The organism is Paraburkholderia ginsengisoli NBRC 100965, assembly GCF_000739735.1.
Lineage (GTDB): Bacteria > Pseudomonadota > Gammaproteobacteria > Burkholderiales > Burkholderiaceae > Paraburkholderia > Paraburkholderia ginsengisoli.
Genome location: NZ_BBJF01000006.1, coordinates 110,699 through 126,462 on the forward strand (window position 1 = coordinate 110,699; position 15,764 = coordinate 126,462).

The 15,764-nt window shown below is 63.5% G+C and carries 16 protein-coding genes; 6 read left to right on the top strand and 10 right to left on the bottom strand.

What is annotated here, in order from left to right; genetic code table 11:
- Positions 1-275 precede the first annotated feature (275 nt).
- The 3 genes from BGI01S_RS13480 to BGI01S_RS13490 all read left to right on the top strand — a co-directional run bounded on the left by BGI01S_RS13480 (position 276) and on the right by BGI01S_RS13490 (position 2,750).
- On the top strand, positions 276-1,427 hold the full coding sequence (locus tag BGI01S_RS13480) for a porin (protein ID WP_042326783.1): 1,152 nt from the start codon (positions 276-278) through the stop codon (positions 1,425-1,427).
- A gap of 195 nt (positions 1,428-1,622) precedes the next feature.
- Positions 1,623-2,093: a hypothetical protein gene (locus BGI01S_RS13485; RefSeq protein WP_042326239.1), complete on the top strand. Its 471-nt coding sequence runs from the start codon at positions 1,623-1,625 to the stop codon at positions 2,091-2,093.
- Between the two features lie 141 nt (positions 2,094-2,234).
- Positions 2,235-2,750, top strand: a complete 516-nt coding sequence (locus BGI01S_RS13490; RefSeq protein ID WP_042326241.1) for a metal-dependent hydrolase — start codon at positions 2,235-2,237, stop codon at positions 2,748-2,750.
- Here BGI01S_RS13490 and BGI01S_RS13495 read toward each other — a convergent pair.
- The 3 genes from BGI01S_RS13495 to BGI01S_RS13505 all read right to left on the bottom strand — a co-directional run bounded on the left by BGI01S_RS13495 (position 2,732) and on the right by BGI01S_RS13505 (position 4,993).
- The gene (locus BGI01S_RS13495) at positions 2,732-3,586 is read right to left on the bottom strand and encodes an AraC family transcriptional regulator (RefSeq protein ID WP_232624423.1); all 855 of its coding nucleotides are present in this window, start codon (positions 3,584-3,586) and stop codon (positions 2,732-2,734) included. The genes BGI01S_RS13490 and BGI01S_RS13495 overlap by 19 nt on opposite strands.
- 93 nt (positions 3,587-3,679) lie before the next feature.
- Positions 3,680-4,606 (bottom strand): serine O-acetyltransferase EpsC, encoded by a 927-nt coding sequence (epsC, locus tag BGI01S_RS13500; RefSeq protein ID WP_042326243.1) that lies wholly within the window; start codon positions 4,604-4,606, stop codon positions 3,680-3,682.
- Between the two features lie 153 nt (positions 4,607-4,759).
- Entirely contained in the window at positions 4,760-4,993 is a 234-nt protein-coding gene (locus BGI01S_RS13505; RefSeq protein ID WP_042326247.1) for a hypothetical protein, read from the bottom strand.
- A gap of 325 nt (positions 4,994-5,318) precedes the next feature.
- On the opposite strand from BGI01S_RS13505, the gene BGI01S_RS13510 reads away from it, so the two are divergent.
- Together BGI01S_RS13510 and BGI01S_RS13515 are read left to right on the top strand one after the other, a co-directional pair.
- Entirely contained in the window at positions 5,319-5,771 is a 453-nt protein-coding gene (locus tag BGI01S_RS13510) for a DUF3005 domain-containing protein (RefSeq protein WP_042326248.1), read from the top strand.
- Between the two features lie 223 nt (positions 5,772-5,994).
- Positions 5,995-6,600: a short chain dehydrogenase gene (locus BGI01S_RS13515; RefSeq protein ID WP_042326250.1), complete on the top strand. Its 606-nt coding sequence runs from the start codon at positions 5,995-5,997 to the stop codon at positions 6,598-6,600.
- Positions 6,601-6,789: 189 nt separating this feature from the next.
- Here the strand turns inward: BGI01S_RS13515 and araD are convergent, their stop codons facing one another.
- The 6 genes from araD to BGI01S_RS13545 all read right to left on the bottom strand — a co-directional run bounded on the left by araD (position 6,790) and on the right by BGI01S_RS13545 (position 14,094).
- Positions 6,790-8,541 carry an L-arabinonate dehydratase gene (araD, locus tag BGI01S_RS13520; RefSeq protein ID WP_042326789.1) on the bottom strand — a complete coding sequence of 584 codons (1,752 nt, stop codon included), beginning with the start codon at positions 8,539-8,541 and terminating at the stop codon, positions 6,790-6,792.
- A gap of 31 nt (positions 8,542-8,572) precedes the next feature.
- Positions 8,573-9,502 (bottom strand): ABC transporter permease, encoded by a 930-nt coding sequence (locus BGI01S_RS13525; RefSeq protein ID WP_042326252.1) that lies wholly within the window; start codon positions 9,500-9,502, stop codon positions 8,573-8,575.
- Positions 9,502-10,392: an ABC transporter permease gene (locus BGI01S_RS13530; protein WP_042326253.1), complete on the bottom strand. Its 891-nt coding sequence runs from the start codon at positions 10,390-10,392 to the stop codon at positions 9,502-9,504. Before BGI01S_RS13530 ends, BGI01S_RS13525 begins: the two co-directional genes overlap by 1 nt.
- The gene (locus BGI01S_RS13535; protein WP_042326255.1) at positions 10,389-11,468 is read right to left on the bottom strand and encodes an ABC transporter ATP-binding protein; all 1,080 of its coding nucleotides are present in this window, start codon (positions 11,466-11,468) and stop codon (positions 10,389-10,391) included. Before BGI01S_RS13535 ends, BGI01S_RS13530 begins: the two co-directional genes overlap by 4 nt.
- 111 nt (positions 11,469-11,579) lie before the next feature.
- Entirely contained in the window at positions 11,580-12,749 is a 1,170-nt protein-coding gene (locus BGI01S_RS13540) for an extracellular solute-binding protein (RefSeq protein WP_042326257.1), read from the bottom strand.
- A gap of 406 nt (positions 12,750-13,155) precedes the next feature.
- Complete coding sequence (locus BGI01S_RS13545) at positions 13,156-14,094, bottom strand: SMP-30/gluconolactonase/LRE family protein (RefSeq protein WP_042326258.1); 939 nt, start codon at positions 14,092-14,094, stop codon at positions 13,156-13,158.
- Positions 14,095-14,737: 643 nt separating this feature from the next.
- Here BGI01S_RS13545 and BGI01S_RS13550 point away from each other — a divergent pair.
- A complete protein-coding gene (locus BGI01S_RS13550) occupies positions 14,738-15,442 on the top strand; it encodes a helix-turn-helix transcriptional regulator (protein ID WP_042326260.1) in 705 nt (234 codons plus the stop codon).
- On the opposite strand, the gene BGI01S_RS13555 is transcribed toward BGI01S_RS13550, so the two are convergent.
- The gene (locus BGI01S_RS13555) at positions 15,426-15,743 is read right to left on the bottom strand and encodes a helix-turn-helix domain-containing protein (RefSeq protein WP_042326261.1); all 318 of its coding nucleotides are present in this window, start codon (positions 15,741-15,743) and stop codon (positions 15,426-15,428) included. The two genes, BGI01S_RS13550 and BGI01S_RS13555, sit on opposite strands and share 17 nt — an antisense overlap.
- Positions 15,744-15,764 lie beyond the last annotated feature (21 nt).

Consider the following 15,764-nt stretch of genomic DNA (forward strand, 5'->3'; position numbering starts at 1 on the left):
CGTATGGCAGAGCGAGCGCGTCGCGAGCCAGCAACACCACGATGATTGCCAGGCCTCACCCGCCTCGATCTCAAAAATGGTTTTTTCTTTATTTACCATCACTTAGACAATTTCGAATCAGTCATTACGGATTCGCGAATTAATTGTTGCGCCGTGCGAGATTAAAGATACGAATGGCAGGAATACACTTCGTTGCGAATCGTCAGGCAGCCGGCGTCATTGCCGATAAGCGCTGGAATGCGATTCTCCACGCACTGTCCCGGAGCTATCTGAATATGAAAAAAACCCTCATCGCAGCCAGCCTCATGGGCGCGTTCGCCGTCACCGCGCACGCACAGAGCAGCGTCACGCTGTACGGCTCGCTGGACGCCGGCCTCGTGTACTCGAACAACCAGGGCGGCCACAACAACTGGCAGCAAGGCAGCGGCTCGGTGTCGAACACGTACTTCGGCCTGCGCGGCAGCGAAGACCTCGGCGGCGGTCTGCATGCCATCTTCACGTTGGAAAGCGGCTTCAATCTGAACAACGGCCAGAACTCGGAAGGCGGCACGCTGTTCAACCGCAAGGCATTCGTCGGTTTGCAAAGCGATCAGTACGGCACGCTGACGCTCGGCCGGCAATATGACTCGATGGTCGACTATCTGTCGCCGCTGGCCGCCTCGGGCGCGGGCTACGGCAACAATCTCGCGGCCCACCCGTTCGACAACGACAATCTCGACGGATCGTTCTCGATCAAGAACGCGGTCAAGTACACGAGCGCGAATTACGCGGGCCTCAAATTCGGCGGTCTGTATGGCTTCAGCAACGCGGCCGGCCAGTTCGCGAACAATCGTGCATGGAGCGCCGGCGCTTCGTATGACAACGGTCCGTTGAGCTTCGCGGCCTCGTATCTGCAACTGAACAACTCGGGCAGTTCGAACCTGGGCGGCGCCGTGTCGCAAGGCAACGGCACCGCGGCAATCGCGGCGAATCTGCAACGCTCGTTCGGCGCGGGCCTGAACTACACGTACGGCCCGGCCACCGCCGGCTTCGTGTACACGCACACGCAACTCGACGGCATCAGCGGCGTGAACGTGGGCGGCGTGACGCTGCCTGGCGTGGCGGGCACCAACCTGCGCCTCGACAACTACGAACTGAATGGCCGTTACGCACTGACGCCGGCACTGAGCCTCGCGGCGGCGTACACGTTCACCGACGGCCGCGTGACCGGCTCGAACGGCACCGGTGATCCGAAGTGGCACACCGTGTCGCTGCAAAGCGACTACGCGCTGAGCAAGCGGACGGACGTGTATGTGGAAGGCGTGTACCAGCATGCGTCCGGCGAGCTCGGCAACTTCGGTGCGAACGTGGCGGCGATCAACACGCTGGCGCCGTCGTCGACGGGCAATCAGGTGGCGGCGGCTGTCGGCCTGCGGCACCGCTTCTAAGTTCTCCACGCAGTACCCGCAGCGCGAGTCTATCCATTCCGCTGCATTTCGACCCGCGCGTGACACGATCACATCGCGGGTTTTTTCTTATGCCTGCGATTCGACGTAGTGGCAATCACCGCGCCTCGCAACAACGCGAAGTGACCACGTCGCCGCTCGCTCGGTATACTGACGCAGCTGTCCGTGCCGCCGCGAGTGTCGCTGCGATGGCACGGCGGCTTCGTCGCGAAGCATCACGTTGTGCTGAAACGCACCGAGCTTCGCCCGCGCCCCAAGTTCCCGCGTACGACCGGGGACGCCGACGATCGGACTATGAAAAGACTTCTCCTGCTAGCTCCCGCTGTTGCCGTCATTGCTTCTCTCGCTGCCTGCGGTTCTTCCAAAGGCCCCGCCCGCGATGCATCCGTGCCGCTGATGTACGTGTCGTCGCAACGCGCCCCCGCCTCCATCGCCGCTTGCCTCAAAGACCGTCTGCCGCGCGTACGCGCGTCGCAAGTCGGCTCGGCGACGGAACTTGCCGTCGGCTCGGATTCGAACAACTCGTATTTCATTACGCTGACACCGCAGAACGCGGGGTCGGCCATCAAGGTGATGCGCCCCGCGAATTCACCCGACGATCCACCGGAAGAGGAACTCCGCTTCGACATCGCCCGCTGCGCGACCTGAAATTCCGCTCACGCGTTCGACTCGTGAAGACGCTGCCGCCGCCCGACATTTTTATCTCGCGCGGCGGCTATTTTTTTATCGGCTCATCTGCGAACATACGCGCCCTTCGTCTTTCATGCGGCGCACCGTGCCGCGAGTTTCATGGCATCGAGCAACGCACATCACGCAACTGGTTTCGCAGCCGGCGTCATCGCGGCGGCCATCGTCGCACGCATCGGCGACGCCGACTCGTACCATCTCGGCGTGTTGCTGAGTTTCCTCGCGGGCCTCGCGGGCAGCACCGCGCCGGACTGGCTGGAGGTGGCATGGTGGTCGCGCGCGCGGCGTCTGTGGATCACGCATCGCACGTTGACGCATTGGGGAGTGGGCTGGCTCGCGCTGTTCGCATTTTCCTACCACTGGCTCGGACATTCGATCTATGCCGCGCCCGCCTTCGGCTTCGCGTGCGGCGGGTTGATGCATCTGCTGGCCGACTGGCCGAATCCGCTAGGCGTGCCGTGGATTGCCGGACGTCATTCGCTGAATCTGTGGAAAAGCGGCCACTGCGATCTGATCGTCGTGGCGGCTTCGTGGGCGGCGGCGTGGTTTATCGGCGAGCATGTGTGGTGGCATGGCGCGCATGAGTTGTCGCTGCTGCGCTATCTGCGCACGGGATAAGCATCGTCCATTACCCGTCGCCGCGTTGCAGACGCACCGTGCGTGGCCGCCGCGTAGTTCGCGGGTGTCACGCCGAGCAGGCGCACGAACGCGCGCGTCATATGACTCTGGTCGGCAAAGCCGGCCGCGGCCGCCGCGTCGGCAAGCGGCGCGCCGTGTGCGATCGATTGCCGCGCGAGCGCGATGCGCCGCTGCATCCGGTACGCGTGCGGCGGCAATCCCGTCTCATGCGCGAAGCCGCGCAATAACTGGAAGCGGCTCAGGCCGGTGTCGGCGGCGAGATCGGCCAGTGTGAGCGGCGCCGTGGGGTCGTCGTCGATGCGCGCTTTCGCTCGCGCAATCGGGCCCCGCGCCTCCGTGATTCGCGCATGCGCGGGCCCGGTTGCGTGAGCGCGCACCAGATGCCCAAGCAATGCGAGCAACGCCTCCTCTCGCACCAGTTCGTCGGGCACGACCTGCGCTTGCACCGACACCGCGAAGAGCCGCTCGAACAATCGCTTCAACACGGGATCATGCGCCACCGGCTGCGTGAGTTCGATCTCGCGCGGCGCCGCGCCGGTCAGCTCGACGGCGGCGCGCGTCAACATCGACGGTTCGACATACAGCATGCGCCACGCGCGCCCGCGTTCGTCGAGCGGACTGCCGTCGTGCACCTCGCCAGGATTGACCATGATCGCGTCGTGCGCGCGCGCTTCGACCTGCCCGCGTCCGCTCGCCGATCGATGGCCGCCGCTGACGATCACGCCGACGCCGAAGCGGTCATGCGAATGACGCGGAAACGAATGCGCGGTGTCGGCCACCGTCGCTTCGACGCCGGTCAGCGCGCAACGAGGCATGTGGACGCAGCCGCGCGGCATCAGGTATGCCTTAGCAGCGGTAGCTGCGACGAGAGGAGCAGGAGGAACGCGTGAGCGGTGCCACGGCGCGCATCATCGCCGGCTCTCGTCGGTGCGCTCGCCTTCACGCACCTTGCCCTGCGACACGCTGCTGCCCGGCGGCACGCTGTGCGTGAGCCACACGTTGCCGCCGATCACCGAACCGCGTCCGATCGTGACGCGTCCGAGGATCGTCGCGCCGGCGTAGATCACGACGTCGTCCTCGACGACCGGATGGCGCGCGTTGCCCTTGATGAGCGAGCCGTCGCTATCGGCGGCGAAACTCTTCGCACCGAGCGTGACCGCCTGATATACGCGCACGCGTTCGCCGATGATCGCGGTCTCGCCGATCACCACACCCGTGCCGTGGTCGATGAAGAAGCTCGGCCCGATCGTCGCGCCTGGGTGAATGTCGATGCCGGTCGCCGAGTGCGCGATCTCGTTGATGAAGCGCGCGAGCAACGGCACGCCGAGGCGATGCAGCGCATGCGCGAGCCGGTGGTGAGTCATCGCCCACACGCCCGGATAGCAGAGCAGAATTTCGGTGATGTGCTGCGCGGCCGGGTCGCCGGTGAAGGCTGCCTGAATGTCGCTCACCAGCAGCGCGCGAATCCCCGGTAACTGCGTGCCGAATTCGCGTGCGACGTCGAACGCGCGCTCATGCAACTCCGCGTCGGAGGCCGCGGCGTACTCGGGCAGAAAGCGCAACGCGCGGCGAATCTGCTCGCCGAGCAGGCGCAAGGTGCTCTCGAGCGTGTGGCCGACGTAGTAGTCGACGGTTTCGTCGGTCAGATCGGGCGCGCCGTAATGCGTGGGGAACAGCGCGGCGCGCAGGCCGGCGACGATGTTGACCACCGCATCGCGCGAAGGCAGCTCGCGAATGCCGAGCGGATGGCGCGTGCGATGCAATTGTTCACGCGACGCGCGCAGGTCCGCGACGATCTGTTCGAGACCCCAGTTGTGGGAAGGCACGTTAGGCATAGAAGAACGACGCCGTGCGGCAAGCACGGTTCGAAGTGATGGATTATGCCGAGAGATTACCGCGTTTTGCCGCGGCTCGCGTAGAGCGGCCTGCTCGCCGGCACACGCCTGGCACGCCGCTCGCAGTCGCTTGCACTGTACCGCGCAGGTTCTTCAGATGGTCACGCTGCTCGCGTCGATCCAGCGTACCGCCCAATCGCGCGCATGGGCGATGGCGGCGGCTTCGTCAGGGAAGCGCAACTCGGTGGGGAAGAAACGGTTGGCGACCAGCTCGCCGTCGCTCGAACGCGAGATCACCACATAAGGTTGCCAAGTGCCGTCGCCGGCACGCGCTGGCGCGCAATTCAACAAATAGCCGCGATGTGTGAATGCAGCATCGAAGTGCATGTGTCACCCGCCCTGACGGCCCCGTAAATGTTTTGAGTAGCGCGGCTGTTCGTTCGTTGTTTCCGACCATGATGATGAGTCGGGACCGTGTCGTCAATTTAACCGTGCTTCGCTCGTCGGAGTAAGATCATACTCTGTAGAAAATACGCGTCCATTAAAAAAAACGAAAAGAATGCTCGACGCAATCGCCAGTTGAAATGCCCGTCGCCGCATGGCGTTGCAAGCATGACGCAAGCGCAATGCAAGTGGCACGCACCCACGCGTCGTGCCAGGCGGAACGGGTTTTGCTGATCTTCAACCATGTCCTCTTCAAGGAGCACGCAGGATGAACAGCGATATCGACAAGCCGGCAGACGTCACGACGCAAGCGAACACCCGAGGCCCGAACTCGACGGAACTGCACAACGACCGCACGCACGACAGCACCGTCGACACCGACGGCAAGAACCTCGAAGCCGCGCGCATCGCGGGCCACAGCCCGATAGCGGCCGACGAGATCACCACCAGCAACGCGTCGCACAGCAACAGCGTGCCCGAGACGCTCGACGGCATGGCCGGCTTCGACAGCCGGGTGGGCGGCAATCATCTGCTGCTTGCGCTCGAACCGGGCTACACGGTGATCGACAAAGGCATGATCGAACCGCAAGGCGCGTATTCGGCCGATCATCAGTTCGACGACCCGCGCCCGGTGGGCAGTCGCAAAGACCGCGGCCGCATCCATTACGCGCTGAATCATTTGCGGCCCACGCGCGTGATCGAAATACGTCGGGTGAAATAAGCAGGCGGGCGCGTACCTGGTTTGCGCTCGCGTTTGAATTTCCGCGCTTATTCCTATTAATCAGTGAATATCAAAGCGCGCACCGTTTGAATAATGGTGCGCGCCTTGCTTTGCGTCGATTCGAAACTCTGGGTTGCATCACCTGGGCGCGAGCGCGCCTTTTTCCGCGCGTCGATCCTCGACACAATCGAGCACACGTCAACCACGCTCAACGGAGCAGCACATGAAAAAAATCGTCGTGATCGGCGCCACCGGCACGCTGGGCCAGGCCGTCAGCGCCCAGTTGCAGGAGCGCCATGAAGTCATCGAAGTGGGTGCGACGCGTGGGTCCTATCGCGCGGACATCACCGACCCGGCGAGCGTCGAGCAGCTCTTTCGCGAGATCGGCAAAGTGGACGGCGTAGTGACCGCGACCGGCAAGGTGCATTTCGGGCCGCTGCCCGAGATGAGCGTCGAGCAGTTCTGGGTCGGTCTGCGCGACAAGCTGATGGGCCAGATCAACGTGGTGCTGACCGCACAGCAATACGTGAACGACGGCGGCTCGTTCACGCTGACGAGCGGCATCATCGCCGACGAGCCGATTCGTCTCGGTGCGAGCGCGACCACGGTCAATATGGCACTCGAAGGTTTCGTGCGCGGCGCGGCGATCGAGTTGCCGCGCGGCCTGCGCATCAACGTGGTGAGTCCGACGGTGCTGACCGAAGCGATGGGCGCCTATGCGCCCTACTTCCGCGGCTTCGAACCGGTGACCGCGCAGCGTGCTGCGCTCGCTTTTGTGCGCAGCGTGGAAGGCGCGCAGACGGGCCGGGTGTATCGCGTGGGGTATTGATGCGCAGAGGGCGGTCACGCGGGAGCCGCGCGGGTATCACGCGATGCGGTCTCGCCGCATCGCGTCCCCCTCCCTTGATATGTGTCGCCGCTCTACGGCGGCTGCACTGCGCCTGCCGACGGCCCTCGATGACACCTCTGTCTCTCACCTGCGGAATGCCCAATGCCGATGGCTGATCGCTAAACCCGTTCAGTGAATCTCCGGCTCGCCCGGCGTGTCCGCCTCCGGCGCCGCCTGCGCGCCGCCGCGTTGCAGGAAATCGAAATCGCAGCCCTCGTTCGCCTGCGTCACATGCACCTGATGCAGAGCGCCGTAGCCACGCGTGAAACGCGGCGCCGGCTTGACCCACGCGGCCTTGCGGCGCGCGAGCTGTTCGTCCGGCACCAGCAGGTTCAGCTTGCGCCCCGGCACGTCGAGTTCGATCATGTCGCCGCTCTCCACCAGCGCAAACGGCCCGCCGACGAACGACTCAGGCGCGACGTGCAACACGCACGCGCCGTAACTCGTGCCGCTCATGCGTGCATCCGAGATACGCACCATATCGCGCACACCTTTTTGCAGCAACTTGCGCGGTATCGGCAATTGTCCCCATTCGGGCATACCCGGAGCACCCACCGGCCCCGCATGCTGAAGCACGATCACGCAGTTCTCGTCGATGTCGAGCGAGTCGTCGTCGATACGCGCGGCCATGTCGTTGTAGTCCCTGAACACCACCGCGCGGCCCGTATGCACAAGCAGATGCGGCTCGGCCGCGCCGGGCTTGATCACCGCGCCGTCGGGCGCGATATTGCCGCGTAGCACCGCGAGCCCGCTGTGGGGCAGCAACGGATTGTCGCGACGGCGAATCACTTCGTCGTTGAAAATCCGCGCGCCTTCGAGGTTCTCGCCGAGCGTGCGGCCGTTGACAGTCCGCTGCGAAAGGTCGAGCAGGTCGCCCAATTCGGCGAGCAGCGCGGGCAAACCGCCCGCATAGAAAAAATCTTCCATCAGATACGCACCAGTCGGACGGACGTTCGCCAGCACCGGCGTGCGGCGCGCGATGTGGTCGTACCGATCGAGCGTCAACGCGATGCCCGCGCGACGCGCGAGCGCAATCATGTGAACGATCGCATTGGTCGAACCGGACAGCGCGAGACAGGTAGTCACGGCGTTGTCGATCGAAGCGGCAGTGACGATGTCCGATGGCTTGAGGTCGTCCCACACCATGTCGACGATGCGCATGCCGGTCTTCACCGCCATCTGCGCATGACGCGAATCCGCCGCGGGAATCGACGCGAAGCCGGGCAGCGTGAAGCCGAGCGCTTCGGCCGCGCTCGTCATCGTCGATGCGGTGCCCATGGTCATGCAGTGCCCCGGCGAGCGCGCGATGCCGCCCTCGATGCCTTGCCAGTCCTCCTGCGTGATCGTTTCCGCGCGCAGTTCGGCCCAGTACTTCCATGCGTCTGAGCCGGAGCCGAGCGTCACACCATGCCAGTTACCGCGCAGCATCGGGCCGGCGGGCAAAAAGATCGCGGGCAGGTCCATCGAAATCGCGCCCATCAGCAACGCGGGCGTGGTCTTGTCGCAGCCGCCCATCAGCACGACGCCGTCGGCGGGATAGGAGCGCAGCGTTTCCTCGGCTTCCATCGCGAGGAAGTTGCGGTACAGCATCGTGGTGGGCTTCTGGAACGGCTCGGAGAGCGTCTGCACCGGCAGCTCGATCGGAAAGCCGCCGGCCTGCCAGATGCCGCGCTTCACTTCCTCGACGCGTTGCTTGAAATGCGTGTGGCACGCGTTGATCTCGCTCCATGTATTCAGAATCGCGATGACCGGTTTGCCCGCGTATTCGTCGCGGTTGTACCCCATCTGCGCGGTTCGCGAGCGGTGACCGAACGAGCGCAGATCGTTCGCGCCGTACCAGCGATGGCTGCGCAGTTCTTCCGGGCTCTTTTTCTTCGTCAACGTCGGCTCCACGAGTGTCGTCGGACGGGCTTCAGCGCTTCTGCTCCTTCACGCGCGACACGATCTGCGTCGGACTCACGAATTGCAGCGCGATCAGCACCCAGATCAGTGTGATCGCCATGTAGATCATCGCCATTGCATCGATCGATTGTGGCGCGCGCACGCCAGTCGAAAATACAGCGTAGTACAACGCGACCACGAGCGTCTGCGTCGCCGGACCCGCGGTGAAGAAAGTCAGCTCGAACATGCCGATGGTGCGCACCAGCACAAGCAGCCCCGCCGCGAGCATGCCGGGCACCAGCAACGGCAGCAGCACGTAGCGGAAATAGCGGAACGTGTTCGCGCCGAAAATGCGCGCCGCGGCTTCGAGATTGGGATCGATCTGTTCGATGAACGGCGTCATCACCAGAATCACGAACGGCAGCGCCGGCACCAGGTTTGCGAGGATCACGCCGCTCAGCGTGCCCGCGAGGCCGATCTTGTACATCACGGTCGCCATCGGAATGCCGTAGGTGACGGGCGGCACCATCAACGGCAGCAGGAAGATCAGCATCGCGAGACGCTTGCCGCGAAACTGCACGCGCGCGAGCGCATACGCCGCCGGCACGCCGAGCAGCACCGACAGCAGCACGACCGCGCCGACCACCTCGACGGTGACCCACAGCACGCTCGCGAGCTGGAAATCGCTCCATGCCTGCGCATACCAGTGCAGCGTGAAGCCTTGCGGCAACAAGGTGCCGAACCAGCGCGTGGCCACCGAATTGACCGCGACGGTCGCTATCAACAGCACCACGTTGAGCAGGAAGAACACCATCACGGCCCACACCAGCACCCGCCACACACGACCCGGCAAGCCGGCGCGCTGCGTCTCGCGCTTGACGGGCTCGCGCGCGCCATCGCCCTGTTTCCCGGAAGCGGACCCGGCCCACGCGGGCTGTGCCGCTCGACGCTCGCTCGTCATCAGCCTTTGCCTCCGGTTGCCGGACCGCTGTAGAAGAAACGGCGCGCGCCAAGCAGCGCGGCGACCACCAGCAACTGCACGAAGCCCATCACCATCGCGATCGCGGACGCGAGCGAATAGTCGTAGCTTTCGAACGCGGCCTCGGCGGCGGCGATCGACATCACGCGCGTCGGACCCGCGGGCGCGCCGAGCAGCACCGCCGACGGAAACACCGAGAACGCCTGCACGAACGACAGACACGCGGCCATCGTCAGCCCCGGCACCAGCAGCGGCAGATAGATGCGGCGAAACTGCTGCCACGGACTCGCGCCGAGCGTCGCCGCCGCGCTCGCGAGCGTCGGATCGATGCCGGTCACGTACGACAGCGTCAACAGAAATGCGAACGGAAAGCCCGACACGATCAGCGAGATCAGCACACCCCAGAAGTTGTGCGTGAGGCGCACTTCGCGCGTGTACAGATGCAGGCCTTGCAGCGCTTGAGGAAACCAGCCGTTCGGGCCGAAGTAGGTCAGCATGCCGTCGGCGATCAGCACCGTGCCGAGCGTCACCGGAATCACCAGCAGTGTCGTGACGATCTTCTGATAGCGCGAATAGCGGCGCAGTGCGAACGCCACCGGCACCGACACGCCGACGTTGATCAGCGTCGCGGGCACCGCGAGCTTCAGGGTGACGAGGATCGTCGGCCACATCGACGTGTCGGTGAAGAACGTCAGATAGTTGGCCCACACACTGCCGCCGTTCATCGGCCGGAACGACAGCACCAGACCGTACGCGAACGGATAGATGAACATCGCGACGATGAACAGCAACGCCGGCGTGACGAGCCATGCCTTGGCGTCGCGCTGCGTGAGCGTGGGGGAGCGCGGCGGCGACAGCGTGGGCGTGTTCATGCGGCCTCGGCGTCGTAGACCAGCACACGCGACGGCGGCACGCGCAGGCTGATGCGCTCGCCCTGCGTGAACTCGCCCACGATGCGCGCCCACACCGAGCCGAATGCGGTCTGCACACGCAGCAGAGAATCGTGGCCGCCGTATTCGACCGCATCCACCAGCGCGTCGAACGCATTGTCCGCGCCGGGCGTAGCGCGTTCCATATCTTCGGGACGCAGCGCGACACTCACACGTTTGCTATTGAAGCCCGCCATCGGCGTGCCGATCAGACGCACGCCGTTCACGCTCACCGCGACGCCCTCGCCTTGCGGGCCTTCGAGCGTGAATTCGGCCACATTCCGATAGCCCATGAAACGCGCGACATGCAGATTGTGTGGCCGCGTATAAACCTCTTTCGGCGTAGCGACCTGCTGCACCACGCCCTCTTTCATCACGACGATGCGGTCCGCCATCGACAGTGCTTCGTCCTGATCGTGCGTGACGTACAGTGTCGCGCGTTCGAGCTGGCTATGGATGCGCCGTATTTCAGCGCGCATTTCGATGCGCAGTTTGGTGTCGAGATTCGACAACGGTTCGTCCATCAGAATCAGCGGCGGCTCGATCACGATCGCGCGCGCAATCGCCACGCGCTGTTGCTGACCACCGGACAGTTGGCCGGGCAGCTTGTGCTCGTGACCGACCAGTTGCACGAGCTGCAACGCCTCGCGCACGCGGCGCGTCGTTTCGCTCCGCGCGACACCGCGCATCTTCAGGCCGAAGCCGACGTTGTCGAGCACGCTCATGTGCGGAAACAGCGCGTAGTTCTGAAAGACCATGCCGAAGCCGCGCTTTTCCGGCGGCAGCACGTCGATGCGTTTGTCGTCGAGCCAGATGCCGCCGCCGGTCAGCGGCTGCAAGCCGGCAATGCAATTGAGCGCCGTCGATTTGCCGCAACCGGACGGCCCGAGCAGCGCGATGAATTCGCCGCGCTGGATCGTCAGATCGAGTTCCTGCAGCGCCGCGATCGCCTGGCCTTGCGCATTCGTGAAACTACGGCTCACCGAATCGAGCCGCAACTGTTCAAAGTGATGCTTCATGGCGGTTTCCTGATACGCGCGACGGTGCCGACTGCCAATGTCGGCGTGTCGCGCGCGAATCGCGACGGCATGCGTGGCTGATGCGTTGCGTGTGCGTTGCTTTTGCGCGGACTACTTGGTCTTCTGCGCGCCGATTTCGGTGTCCCACTTCCTGAAAGCCGCAACCATCGCGGACGCATTCAACGGCAACGCATGCGGACGATCCGCCAGCAGCTTCGCGTACTCCGGGCGACCGTACTTCTTCAGCACTTCCTGGCTATGCGCGGGCGCCTGCTCGACAGTCACGCCCTTGATCGCGGGGCCCGGATAGAAATAGCCGTCGTCGTAGGTCAGCGCCTGTTGCGCCGGTTCGAGCATGAAGTTGATCATCTTGTAGAGCACGTCGAGCTTTTCCTTCGGCACGCCCTTCGGGATCACCATGTAGTGCGCGTCGTTCACCCACGTCATGTTGTCGAAGGCCTGCACGCGGAATTCGGCCGGTACGATGCCGAGTGCGCGCGGATTGATGTCCCAGCCTGTCACCGTGACGGTCATGTCGCGCGTGCCCTCGCCGAGTTCTTTCATCACCGCCGACGTGCCGCCAGGATAATAAGGAATGCAATCGTTCAATTGCTTGAGGAAGGCCCACGTCTTGTCCCAGCCGTGAATCGGGTCCTGCGGGTCCTTGTCGCCGAGTACATACGGCAGGCCCATCAGGAATGTGCGGCCAGGACCGGAGTTGGCCGGCCGCGCGTAGATCAGCTTGTCCGGATGCGCCTTGCACCATTGCAGCAGTTGCTCGGGCGTTTTCGGCGGATCGCTGACTTTCGCCGGGTTGTATTCGAGCAGCGGACCGGCCGGCATATACGCGACCGTGAGGCCGTAGCCTTGCGCGAGATCCTGCATCTTGCGCGGACCCGGCGCGTATTTGTCGAGTACGCCGGGGAACTGCGCCGCGTTGTCGGGCAGCAGCTTGATCCACAGATTCTGTTCGATGCCGGCCGCGAGCGCGTCGGTGCCGGTCAGCACGAGATCGATGTCGGAGCGGCCCGCGCCCTGCATCGCCTTGATCTTGCCGGGCAATTGCGGAGCGGGCGCGTTGGTGAACGTGAGATTGGCGACGAGGTTTGGATACTTCGCCTTGAAGGCCTCAAAGCCCTTTTGCGTGAGTTGGAGATCGCCGGCCACGTCGACGATGTTGATCGTGACCGGATCGGCCGCGTGCGCGGCGGATGTGAAAGCGGCACTTGCCGCGAGACATACGGACACCAGCTTGAGCGACAACCTGTGCGAAACAGTCATTGCGTCTCCTCGCTTCTTGGTATGGAAGTCCGCCAGTCAGATGCGTTGCGGGCGGTGTCTTTCTACCAATGGAACATAGCGAAGCGGAACAGCCGATGTCAAGCAAATACTCGCGACTGAGCGCGACGTGTGGAATGCCGGGCTTTTGCGCGCAAAGCTTGTCGCTCAATGGCTAGCGCGTTGCATCCGAGGGCAAACCCGGAGCCGGCGACGAGGTCGGACGAGTCGTTGTCAGGCAACGGGGCAAGCGGATGCGCGTCGCGCTGACGGCGCGCACGCTGCAGCGATCCGCGATTGCGGTCGTCGCAGATCATGCCGGCCTGCGGACGCGAGTGGCTCGCGTTGGCGAATGCACTACGCGCTTTGGGCGCCCTCACTCGCGCACGCGCTAACACCCGCTCGCGGATCAGCCGCCCTGCACGCCTTGCGTGTTCACATAGAGCGAGTACAGCCCATGGCTCGCGGCCATGAACAGCCGGTTGCGATGACGTCCGCCGAAGCACACGTTGGCACAGCGCTCCGGCAACGCAATGTGGCCGAGCGGCTCGCCTTGCGCGGTGAAGACACGCACGCCGTCGAGCTCGTCGGTGCCCATGCCCCAGCCGCACCACAAATTGCCGTGGACGTCGACGCGAAAACCGTCCGGTGTGCCCGGGCCCGCGTCGATCAGCACGCGGTTGTTCGACAGCACCGCGCCATTGCCGACGACATCGAACGCGCGAATCTTGCGCGGCTCGCCACGCGATTCGACGATGTACAACACCGACTCGTCCGGCGAGAACGCGAGACCGTTGGGGCCGAGCACGTCGTCGGCGACCATCGACACCTCGCCCGATTGTCCGTCGATGCGATACACGCACGCGGGCAATTCCGATTCCTGGCGCTCGCCTTCGTAAAAGCTGTCGATGCCGAAGGTCGGGTCAGTGAACCAGATGGAGCCGTCGGACTTCACGATCACATCGTTCGGCGAATTGAAGCGCTTGCCGCGATAGCGGTCGGCGAGCACGGTGATCGAGCCGTCGTATTCGGTGCGCGTGACGCGGCGCGTCAGATGCTCGCAACTGACGAGGCGTCCCTGGCGATCGCGCGTGTGGCCGTTCGCATTGTTCGACGACTGCCGGAACGTGCTGACCGTGCCGCTCGGTTCGTCCCAACGCAGGATGCGGTCGTTGGGGATGTCGCTCCACAGCAGATAACGGCCGTCGCCGAACCAGACCGGCCCTTCCGACCAGCGCGCGCCCTGATACAGACACTCGACGGAAGCGGAGGCAAGGATCAGCGACCGGAAGCGCGGATCGAACACGCGGATGGAGGGATCGGGATAGCGTCGGCTGTGGTCGGTCATTCTGGTGCTTTGGTCCGGAGACGGGTGGATTCGATGGATGGGTGTGCGCGCACTCGCGCGGCAGCGGCGATCTTCGCACGATGTTCGCGCGGCGTCGAACTGAGCAGCGGCGGGCGCGGCCCCATGTCGGCGATTTGTTGTCAATCAACTCGGTCGACGCCCCGGTCCACCGAAATGCGGCGCCGAAGTCGGGAACTGGCGGCAAATTGTCATTTTTATATGACAATAGCGCCTGACAAGCCGGCTGCCGGAAAATCCCCACATTGTGGACCGGACCACATCGAGATTGGCAATCGGCATGGTTCTGCGAGACCATCCGGTATGGTGGTTAATTAAAATTATTTGGCAATAATGTTGCCGATGAAATGCATCAAAATGGCGACGACGGCAGAATTATCTATTTTATTAGCCTGCGAATCTTAAGCAGGCTAAAAGCGGATACCGATACGATTCACCGCGTTTTCCCCATAGAGGCACCGTATCTTGGCTTTTTTTGAATATGCCCGGCGTTGCGAATTAATTTTTAGTGCTAGATTACGTCGATAAAAAACAGCCGGACGGAATACCGTACCGCGATTAACCGCAACGGGATGTTTGCGAGCCTGAGAGAGTTAAGAAATTGCCGCTACATTTTATCGAGCAGATGGCCCCGCTACTGGACGCCGCCGACGAAGCGGAATGGTTCGGCGCGATCGCGGGCCTCGCCGAGACATGGGGCTTCGACAGAATTCTGATCGCCATGCTGCCGCGTCCGACGATGCGACTGGAAGATGCATACATACGCAGCACTTACGCGTCGGCATGGCGCCAGACGTATGACAAGCAGGGGTTGGTTCATATCGACCCGACCGTCGAACACTGCATGGCGCGCGCCGCACCGCTAATCTGGTCGCCGACCATCTTCTCGACCACGGCCCAGCAATCTATGTACGAGGAAGCCCGTTCATACGGGTTGCGCGCCGGCGTAACGGTGCCGATTCATGGGCCGAATCAGGAAGCCGGCATGATGTGCTTTGTGAACGACAGCAGTTCGATCGAGGATTTTCAGCGCCATGTCAATGTAGCGCTGCCGAATCTGGTGCTATTGCGCGATCTGGTTATCGATACCAGCCAGCGTCATCTGGATACACATGCCAAGACCTTATTGCCCAAGCTCACGCCACGCGAACGCGAGTGCCTGAAATGGACCGCACGCGGCAAATCCACCTGGGAGATCTCCCACATCCTGAATTGTTCGGAAGCCGTGGTGAACTTCCACATGAAGAACATTCGGACGAAATTCGGTGTGAATTCGCGGCGTGCGGCAGCCGTGATCGCGGCGCAACTGGGGCTTATTGACCCGGGTTGAGCAATGCGGCCGCGTCGCGGCTATACAGCACCCGTTCGGCGCGGCCCAGATCGGCGTCGGAAACGGTCTTGGTGAAATACAGGCCCAGCAGAATCGACACCGGCGCCGGGATTTCGGCGCCGGATTCGAACCGGCTGCCGCGCGACTGAGTGACGCCGAACCGTGCCCAGAAGCGGCGCTGGCTCTCTTTTTTCTTCTTGCGGTAAGCAATGATCAGCACGCGATCCACCGTCGAGGAGACCTCCGCCGGGCGCGTTTGGAGGCCGGTGGGCGGTTGCCAGTGATTTTCGAGAAGTTCCATTTTGTGCCTTGTCGGTTGGGT